This is a genomic window from Bacillota bacterium, from assembly GCA_030019365.1.
Taxonomy (GTDB): domain Bacteria; phylum Bacillota; class Sulfobacillia; order JACIYH01; family JACIYH01; genus JACIYH01.
Window position 1 is genome coordinate 1 of sequence record JASEFA010000019.1, and the last position, 8,473, is coordinate 8,473.

Annotated in this window: 8 protein-coding genes and 1 riboswitch; of the genes, 4 read left to right on the forward strand and 4 right to left on the reverse strand. The window is 68.2% G+C overall.

The features are described 5' to 3' along the window. The 4 genes from QME70_13910 to QME70_13925 form a co-directional block, all read right to left on the reverse strand. The coding region (locus QME70_13910) for a hypothetical protein (GenBank protein MDI6895660.1) at positions 1 to 337 on the reverse strand (337 nt) is incomplete at its 3' end. Beyond that, positions 315 to 1,970, reverse strand: a complete 1,656-nt coding sequence (locus QME70_13915; protein MDI6895661.1) for a GspE/PulE family protein — start codon at positions 1,968 to 1,970, stop codon at positions 315 to 317. The genes QME70_13915 and QME70_13910, both read right to left, overlap by 23 nt. Continuing rightward, positions 1,971 to 3,194, reverse strand: a complete 1,224-nt coding sequence (locus QME70_13920) for a type II secretion system F family protein (GenBank protein ID MDI6895662.1) — start codon at positions 3,192 to 3,194, stop codon at positions 1,971 to 1,973. It abuts the gene before it with no gap. A gap of 59 nt (positions 3,195 to 3,253) precedes the next feature. Then, entirely contained in the window at positions 3,254 to 3,769 is a 516-nt protein-coding gene (locus tag QME70_13925; GenBank protein ID MDI6895663.1) for a prepilin-type N-terminal cleavage/methylation domain-containing protein, read from the reverse strand. Positions 3,770 to 4,060: 291 nt separating this feature from the next. Beyond that, a riboswitch (cyclic di-GMP riboswitch) is annotated at positions 4,061 to 4,147 on the reverse strand. Between the two features lie 665 nt (positions 4,148 to 4,812). Between QME70_13925 and QME70_13930 the strand changes: the two genes are divergently transcribed. From QME70_13930 to QME70_13945, 4 genes are all read left to right on the forward strand, one after another. Then, on the forward strand, positions 4,813 to 5,346 hold the full coding sequence (locus QME70_13930; GenBank protein ID MDI6895664.1) for a rubrerythrin family protein: 534 nt from the start codon (positions 4,813 to 4,815) through the stop codon (positions 5,344 to 5,346). A 273-nt stretch (positions 5,347 to 5,619) separates the two neighbouring features. Then, a complete protein-coding gene (gene dsrA, locus QME70_13935; protein MDI6895665.1) occupies positions 5,620 to 6,828 on the forward strand; it encodes a dissimilatory-type sulfite reductase subunit alpha in 1,209 nt (402 codons plus the stop codon). Between the two features lie 83 nt (positions 6,829 to 6,911). Then, complete coding sequence (dsrB, locus tag QME70_13940) at positions 6,912 to 7,970, forward strand: dissimilatory-type sulfite reductase subunit beta (protein ID MDI6895666.1); 1,059 nt, start codon at positions 6,912 to 6,914, stop codon at positions 7,968 to 7,970. A gap of 12 nt (positions 7,971 to 7,982) precedes the next feature. After that, entirely contained in the window at positions 7,983 to 8,186 is a 204-nt protein-coding gene (locus tag QME70_13945) for a hypothetical protein (protein ID MDI6895667.1), read from the forward strand. The last annotated feature ends 287 nt before the right edge of the window (positions 8,187 to 8,473 follow it).

Genomic DNA, 8,473 nt, shown 5'->3' on the forward strand with positions numbered 1-8,473 from the left:
CAAAGTTGACCTCCAGGATCTGGAGTGCGCGGCGTAGCGGCGTTTTCGGGGGAGGGCCGGCTTCGGACACCCTCACCTCACGGTAGAACCCGGGAAAGCCGGGGACCTCCGCGCGGGGCTCGGACACCAGCTCCGCCCAGGGCACGGCCTTCAACTCCTCCGCCCTTTCCTGGGCCAGGTAGACGGCCCGGCTGCCCGGGGAGGAAGCCCCCGCATCCTGGAGGCCGCGCGCCAGGGGCCCCGCCACGGCGAGGGCGCAGGCCGCCAGGATGGCCCCGGCCAGGAGCACCCCGGCCAGGGTAAAGGCCCCCCTCTCACTCCAGCCCCGAGAAGACAACGCGCATCACCTCCGCAACCGTGGTCTCTCCCGCCAGGACCTTGCCGGCAGCCGCCTCGTGCAGGGGGACCATGCCGCCCTTGGACGCCGCATCCCGGATCTCGTCAGCCGACGCGCCCCGCCGCACCAGCTCCCGTACCTCCCGGTCGACCACCATCACTTCGGCTACCGCCGTCCGCCCCCGGTAGCCGGAACCTCCGCAGGAGGAGCAGCCCCTGCCCCGGCGCAGGTACGCGGGCTCGGAGTCGAGCCCCAGCGCGTACCGCTCGGGAGCGTCCGGGGGGAGCTCGTACCTCTCGCCGCACAGGGGGCACACGACCCGCACCAGCCGCTGGGCGGCCACGCACAAGAGGCACGAGGCGACCAGGTACGGCTTCACCCCCATGTCCACGAGCCTGACGGGCGCGGAGGCAGCGTCGTTGGTGTGAAGCGTCGAGAGCACCAGGTGCCCGGTCATGGCCGCCTGGACGGCGATCTTCGCCGTCTCTTCGTCCCTTATCTCCCCCACCATCACCACGTCGGGGTCCTGCCGCAGGATGGCGCGCAGGGCGGAGGCGAACGTCAGGCCGGCCCTGGGGTTCACCGCCACCTGCCTCACCCCGGGCATCTCATACTCGGGCGGGTCTTCCACCGTCACCACGTTCTTCTCCCGGCTGAGGACCTCTTTGAGCGCAGCGTACAGCGTGGTGGTCTTGCCCGATCCCGTCGGGCCGGTGAGCAGCACCATCCCGTACGGCGCCGACACCGCCCGGCGCAGCCTCGCCAGGTCCTCCGGCTCGTAACCCAGGGCCTCCAGGCTGGGGACCACCCGCGCCGTGTCCAGCACACGCATCACCACCGCCTCGCCGTGCACCGCGGGCAGCACGGACACCCGCAGGTCGACCGGCCGCGGGGACCGCAGGCGGATCCTGCCGTCCTGTGGCAGCCTCCGCTCCGCTATGTCCAGGCCGGCCATCACCTTCACCCTGGTCACCACGGCGGGGTGAAGGCGGCGGGGGACCTCCATCACGTCCCGCAGCACCCCGTCGACCCTGAGCCTCACCACCGTCCGGCCCCGCTCGGGCTCAAGGTGCAGGTCGGACGCCCCCTCGGAGACCGCCTGCTCGATGAGGCCGTCCACCAGCCGCACCACGGGGGCGTCGGGATCGCCCGCCTCCTCGTCCTCCTCCGGGGCGGCCGCGGTCGCCACCCGCAGCGCCTCCTCCACCCCGGGGGCCCCGTACCACCTCTGCACCGCCCGAGCAACCTCCTCGGGGCTCGCCACCTCGGACACCACCTGGCAGCCGGTGGCAAGGCGCAGGTCGTCCAGGGCCACCACATCGGAGGGGTCGGCCATCGCCACGTAGAGGACGTTGCCGTCCCGGGCAAAGGGGAACACCTGGTGCCGCCTGACCAGCGCCTCGGGCACCCCGGGGACGGGCGGGGTGTCCGCCAGGCGCGCCCGACCCAGCCCCTCCCCCCGCGCCAGGGCGTCCGCGAGCTGGTCGGGCCGCACCAGGCCCCCGGAGACCAGGATCTCCCCGAGGCGCCTGCCGCTTTGGGCCTGCTCGCGCAGCGCGGCCTCGAACTGCTCCCGGGTGAGCAGGCCCAGCGAGACCAGGACCTCGCCCAGCCGCTCGGCCACCACAACCACCTACTTCTGGACCGCCTTGTAAAGGGTGACGATGGGCAGGAACAGAGAGAGCATGACAAATGCCACGTTGCCCCCGACCACCAGCAGCATGGCCGTCTCCACAAACGGCGGCAGCTGCTGCATGAGTCCGTCGACCTCGAGCTCCAGAAGGCGCGCGGCCTGCGAGAGCATCCCCGGCAGCTGCCCCGAGGCCTCGCCCACCGCCACCATCTTGCGGGCGGCGCCCGGGAAGAACCGCGAGCCCTCCAGCGACGCGGCAAAGGAGCCCCCGCCCTGCAGGGCGTCGCGGGCCCTGCCGAGCTCCGACTCAAGCAGCGAAAACCCGGCCGTCCGGGCGGCGGACTCCAGGGCGCGCACGGCGGGAGTCCCCGTCTCAAGGAGCAGGGCCAGGCTGCGGCACACCCGCGCGGCCGCCGAGCGGGAGGCAATCCGGCCCAGGACAGGCAGCCGGAGGAGAAGCCGCTCCCAGAGAGCGCGCAGCCTGCCACCCACCCGCGCGGCGCGCAGAATGGCCGCGCCAGCGGCCACAAGCGCAAGAGCGGCGGTGGCGCCCCAGCCGGCGTGGGAGGACACCGCCAGCACGAATCTCGTTATCCCTGGCAGGGGCACCCCGGCGCCCTGGAGCAGGGCGGCAAACCGCGGGACCACGAAGCCGAACATCCCGCCCGTCACGGCCAGGGCCAGGCAGAACACCACCGCCGGGTACGTGAGGGCCTGGCGCAGCTTCTCCCGGAACGCCGCGTCCCGCCCGTAGTGCGCCGCCAGCCGCGACAGGGCCTCGGGCAGGGCCCCGGCCTCCTCGGCCGCTGCGACGGTCTGGCAGAAGGCCACCGGGAACACGTCGGGGTGCGCGTGCAGCGCGCCCGAAAGGGGAAAGCCCGCGCGTACACTCTCGGACACCGCCCGCAGTGCGGCGGCCAGCGCCCTGCGCTCGGTCTGAGCAGCCAGCACGTCCAGGGCCTCCTGCGCCGTCACCCCCGCCCGCAGCATGGACTCGAACCTCACGGAGAAGAGCTCCAGGTCCCGGGGACCCACCTGGCCCCCGGGGCGCAGGGAGCCGAGAAGCCCCCTCTTCTCCGCCACCTCGACGGAGATGACCAGCACGCCCGCACCCATCCGCCGCCACACGGCGCGCGCCGCCTCTCTGGGCCCGGGGGCGTCCACCACCACCCGCCCCAGCCGGCCGCCGGCCCAGACCTTAAGCTGGTAGAGCACCAGGGCCACCCCCTATCCCCCGGGGCGAAGGGGGGAGCGGAGAACCGCTCCCCCCTGCCCGCCGGGCACTACTGCGCGGATGCCACCTTGGTGGCCCCGAGCGGCGGGCTGGCCGCGGTGGGGTCGCCCTGCACCGGAGCCTGCTGGTTGGTGCAGTAAACGTCATCCGGGCTGCCCACCGTCTTGTCAGGTCCCGGGCTCACCAGGATGAATGACAGGTAGTTGCTCCCGGTGGTCGGGGCGTCGTAAGAGTACGGGCTGCCCCAGGGGTCCTTGATCCCCGTCGCGTCGCCCGTCCACTTGACCCCGTGGGCCACGAGCACGGCCGCGATGCCGTTCGGGTTCGTTGCCGTGTTGTCAGGTGCCGGGTACGAGCCCTTGCCCTCATCGGCGCAGTATGCCTCCACAACGCTCCTCATGGTGGCGAGGTCGGACATGGTCCGCGACACCCGGGCCTTGGTGGTGTACCCCATGAGCTGGGGCAGGAGCACCGCGGCCAGGATGGCGATGATGGCCACCACCACGAGGAGTTCGACCAGGGTGAAGCCCTTCTCATTGCGCACCCGCTTCGCAAACACGCCCATCACCCTCTTCTCCCTCCTTACCCAGTCCGAGTTCAGGCGGGGTACCCTGCCCCAGCCGGCGCCGCCCCGCCGCAGGCACCGGTCGGCCCAAGAAGCACCCAGCTAACCCGCACGCACCACCCCCCTCTCGTGATGACGGTCCGCCCCATGGTAAACCTCGCGCGTGAGAAGAGATGGCAACTCCTCCAGAAACCCTGCCGGGTGGATAACAGGTCATCCATGTTGCCCACCCCCGTAGAATTGAAAATGCTTCCGCCGGTGCGGAAGCAGCCCAAAAAGTTTCAGGGCTACTTCGGCAGCCCGGCCATCATAGCTCGTCAGAGCGTTAGACCCGCGGCTTTGCGTCCCCGCCTTTCGACGGGTTTGCCTTTGTCGGGTTAGCCCCGTATGTCTTTTCTGACGCCACTATTCTATATCAAAATCTCCTTCGTTGCCACCCCTTAACCAACTTTTTTCGGGTCCGGATAACCAGGTCCGGCGGCGAGCCCAGGTTCTCGCGCAGCCGCCGCTCTACGTCAGCGAGAGACGCGGAAATTCTATCTGGTCGCGTACTCATCTTTCCGGTGTGCACCCGGGCGCAGGCTGGCCCCGTGTGACCCTTTCCCCGGTGGCGTGCCCGCCCCTGGCCTGCGGCAGGGCCCGGCGCGATCTGCGCCGGCAAGCCTCCGCAGCAAGCGCACCACACAGGCTAGCATGGGTTCTCAGGTCAGCCTCCCCGCCGTAGTATTCCCGGCAGGTCGCGTTCCTGTTGACCTCGTGCTGGGGAAGCTGTCTTCCCGGTCTCCGCGGCAGACCCGACCGCCGGGAGACGTTATAGTTTGATTCCGATCGTTGGAGGATTTCACGCAGTGGCTCGCGTATTTCCTTGATTTGGAGGATGGGTTAATAGGGGAGGTTCTCTTCGGGGGGCAGGCGGCGGGAGGGACGGTGCGGGCTTACTGCAACCTGCACGGGTTGTGGAAGGCAACCTTTTAGGCTTACCCAGGCCCGCGTGGTGAGGCGGACGGGATCGAGCATGCGGAAGACCGGAAGGGGGAGTGACCGTGGAACTGAAGGGGTCCAAAACGGAGCGCAACCTGAAGGCGGCCCTGTCGGGGGAATCAGAGGCCCGTTCGCGCTACACCTTCTTCGCCTCGGTGGCCAGGAAAGAAGGTTTCGAACAGATTGCTGCTGTTTTCGTGGAGACGGCGGAGAACGAAAAGGAGCACGCCAAGCTGTGGGCCCGGGCTCTCGGCCTGATCGGTGACACTGCGGTCAACCTGGAGGCGGCGGCGCAAGGAGAGCGCTACGAGTGGACCGCCATGTACCGGGACTTCGCCCGGGAGGCCCGCGAGGAAGGTTTCGGCGAGATCGCCCGGCTGTTTGAAGAAGTGGCCGAGGTGGAGAGGGCCCACGAGCAGCGCTATCGCCAGCTCCTGGCCCGGGTGAGGGAGGGTACGGTGTTCCGCCGGGCGGAGCCCATCCGCTGGCGCTGCCGCAACTGCGGCTATGTGTACGAGGGGACGGAAGCGCCCGAGGTGTGCCCGGCCTGCGCCCACCCCCGTGCCTTCTACGAGCCTGCCGCGGAGAACTACTGAGCGGCGGGGAGTGGGGGTGCGAAGGTGAAGAAGTGGCGTTGCCGGGTGTGCGGGTACGTGCACGAGGGTCCGGTGCCGCCGGAAGGGGCGGCGGGGTGGGCGTCGTCGCTTGTGAGCGGGTGAACTTTTTCGGGCGATTCGGCCAGCCAGAGAGGATTCCGGCCGGCTTGTGGTGAATAACTATGGCCGGGTCCCCACTAGCGCGAGCGAAAGCATCAGCAGAGATGTTCGGCGCCAGTGGGTGCCCGCAGGAAAAGAAACGGGGGTGATTGGATGGCGGAATCCAGGACGCCGCTGCTGGACGAGCTGGAGAAGGGCCCGTGGCCCAGCTTCATAACCGACATGAAGAAACTCGCCCAGCGCAAGCCCGCCGTACAGGATGCCCTGGGGCAGCTGGAGATGTCCTACCGGGACAAGAAGGGGCACTGGAAGCACGGCGGTATCGTGGGAGTCAGAGGATACGGGGGAGGAGTGATCGGCAGGTATTCGGACGTAGGGAACGTTTTCCCGAACGTGGCCGAATTCCACACCATGCGCGTCAACCAGCCCAGCGGGTGGTTCTACACCACCGAGAAGCTGCGGCAACTGTGCGACATCTGGGAGGCCTACGGCAGCGGGCTCACCAACTTTCACGGCTCCACCGGCGACATCATCCTGCTGGGTACGGTCACCCAGAACCTGCAGCCCGCCTTCGATGCCCTGAGCGAGGCCGGGTTTGACCTGGGCGGCTCGGGTTCGGACCTGCGGACCCCCAGTGCCTGCGTGGGCCCGGCCCGCTGCGAGTGGGCCTGCATCGACACCCTGGAGCTGTGTCACGATGTGACCAACACGTTCCAGGACGAACTGCACCGTCCCATGTGGCCCTACAAGTTCAAGATCAAGGTGGCGGGATGCCCCAACGACTGCGCGGCGGCTGTCGCCCGCGCGGACCTATCCGTGATCGGCACCTGGCGGGACTCCATCCGCATCGACCAGGAGGCGGTTCGGGAGTACGCGGACGGGGGCCTGGACGTAGGGCGTGCCGTCGTTCACAAGTGCCCCACCGGGGCTCTCTCCTGGGATGCCGAAAAGAAGGAACTGGGGCTCAAGGCCGAAGAGTGCAACCGCTGCATGCACTGCATCAACATGATGCCCAGGGCCCTCCGTCCGGGAGTGGAGAGAGGGGCGACCATCCTCATCGGTGGCAAGGCCACCATCCTGCAGACCGCCTTCCTGTCCTGGGTGATCGTCCCCTTCATGAAGCTGGAACCGCCCTACGAGGAGTTCAAGGACCTCCTGCGGCGCATCTGGGAGTGGTGGGACGAGAACGCCAAGACCCGCGAGCGGGTGGGCGAGCTCATCTACCGCAAGGGCATGCGGGAGTTCCTCAAGGCGGTGGGCCTGCCGCCGGCCCCGCAGATGGTGTTTCGGCCCCGGGCCAACCCCTACTACTTCTGGTGGTCGGAGGAGCTGGAGGGCAACGGTCACAAGGAGCAGGGCTGATCCCGCTCGGGCGGTCTTTGCTCCGCCAGCCGGCCGTCTGTCCTCCAGCAGCCTGATGCTGACAATCCCGAGGGGTGAGAAAAGTGTCGCAGACTGACATAGGGCCTCCCTATTACAAGGACATGCTCCCGCCCGTGATGAAGGAAAACTACGGGCGGTGGAAGTACCACGAGATCGTGCGGTCGGGCGTCCTCCGGCACGTCGCCGAGACGGGCGCAGAAGTTTACAGCGTCAGGGTGGGCTCGGCCCGCCTCATGACCGTGGACCGGGTGCGCGAGATCTGTGACCTGGCCGACAAGTACTGTGATGGTTACCTGCGCTTCACCAGCCGGCACAACGTCGAGTTCCTGGTGTCGGACAAGAGCAAGGTGGAGCCTCTCCTGCAGGAACTGAAGGAGAGGGGCTGGCCGGTGGGCGGTACCGGCAACTCCATCAGCAACATGATCCACACCCAGGGCTGGATCCACTGCCATACCCCGGCCACCGATGGCTCGGGAATCGTCAAGGCGGTCATGGACGACCTCTACGAGTACTTCGTGGACATGAAGCTGCCCGCCAAGCTGCGCATCGCCCTGGCCTGCTGCCTGAACATGTGCGGGGCCGTGCACTGCTCGGACATCGCCATGGTGGGCATCCACCGCAAGCCGCCCGTGATCGACCACGACATCGTCTCCAAGCAGTGCGAGATCCCGACTCTCATCGCCAGCTGCCCCACGGCGGCCATCCGGCCCAACCCCAAGCTGAAGAGCGTGGAGGTCACCGAGGAGCGCTGCATGTACTGCGGCAACTGCTACACCATGTGCCCGGGCATGAAGATCGCCGACCCCGAGAACGACGGGGTGGCCATCTTCGTGGGCGGCAAGGTATCCAACGCCCGTACGGCCCCCATGTTCTCGCGCCTGGCCATCCCGTACCTCCCCAACAACCCGCCCCGGTGGCCGGAAGTCACCGCCGCCGTGCGCAACCTGGTGGAGGTTTGGGCGCGCAACGCCCGCAAGGGCGAGCGTTACGGGGAGTGGATCGAGCGCATAGGCTGGGAGCGCTTCTTCGAGCTGGCGGAGATCCCGTTCACCGACAAGCACATCGACGACTTCACCTTCGCGATCCCCACCTTCCGCACCGCAGCCACCTTCAAGTGGTGAGGAGATGGTAGCATGGCCGACGCGGCCGGCGAGGAACTGAAAGCGCGGGTGCTGGAGTACCTGGCGAAAGTGGACAAGGCCAAGAGCCACGACATCGCCCAGGTGCTCAAGGAGAAGAAGCCCCTGGTGGATGCCGCGGTACGGGAGCTGGCCCGCGAGGACAAAGTCGAGTTCCTGTACATCGGCACCTCCTACGTGAAGCTCAAGGGCAAGTAACCCCGCGCAGTCAACGATGAAACCCAGGGCCAGCCCGGCGGCAAACGCCGGGCTGGCCCTGGGTTGCTATGTGGTGCGAAACCAGCCAAGGGTGCTCGGGCGGTCGGGACCTGACGATATCTACACTGGGAGGGCTCTACACCGTTGTGGGAGGCAGGGTATTGAGGCAGGTGAAGGTTACTGACGCCGTGGGGGCGAAAGTGGCCAGGGCGGTGTACGCAGCGGATGGCCGGGCACTTGTGAAGGAGGGCGTCGTGCTGACGGAGGGTGTCGTGGAGGGGCTTGCC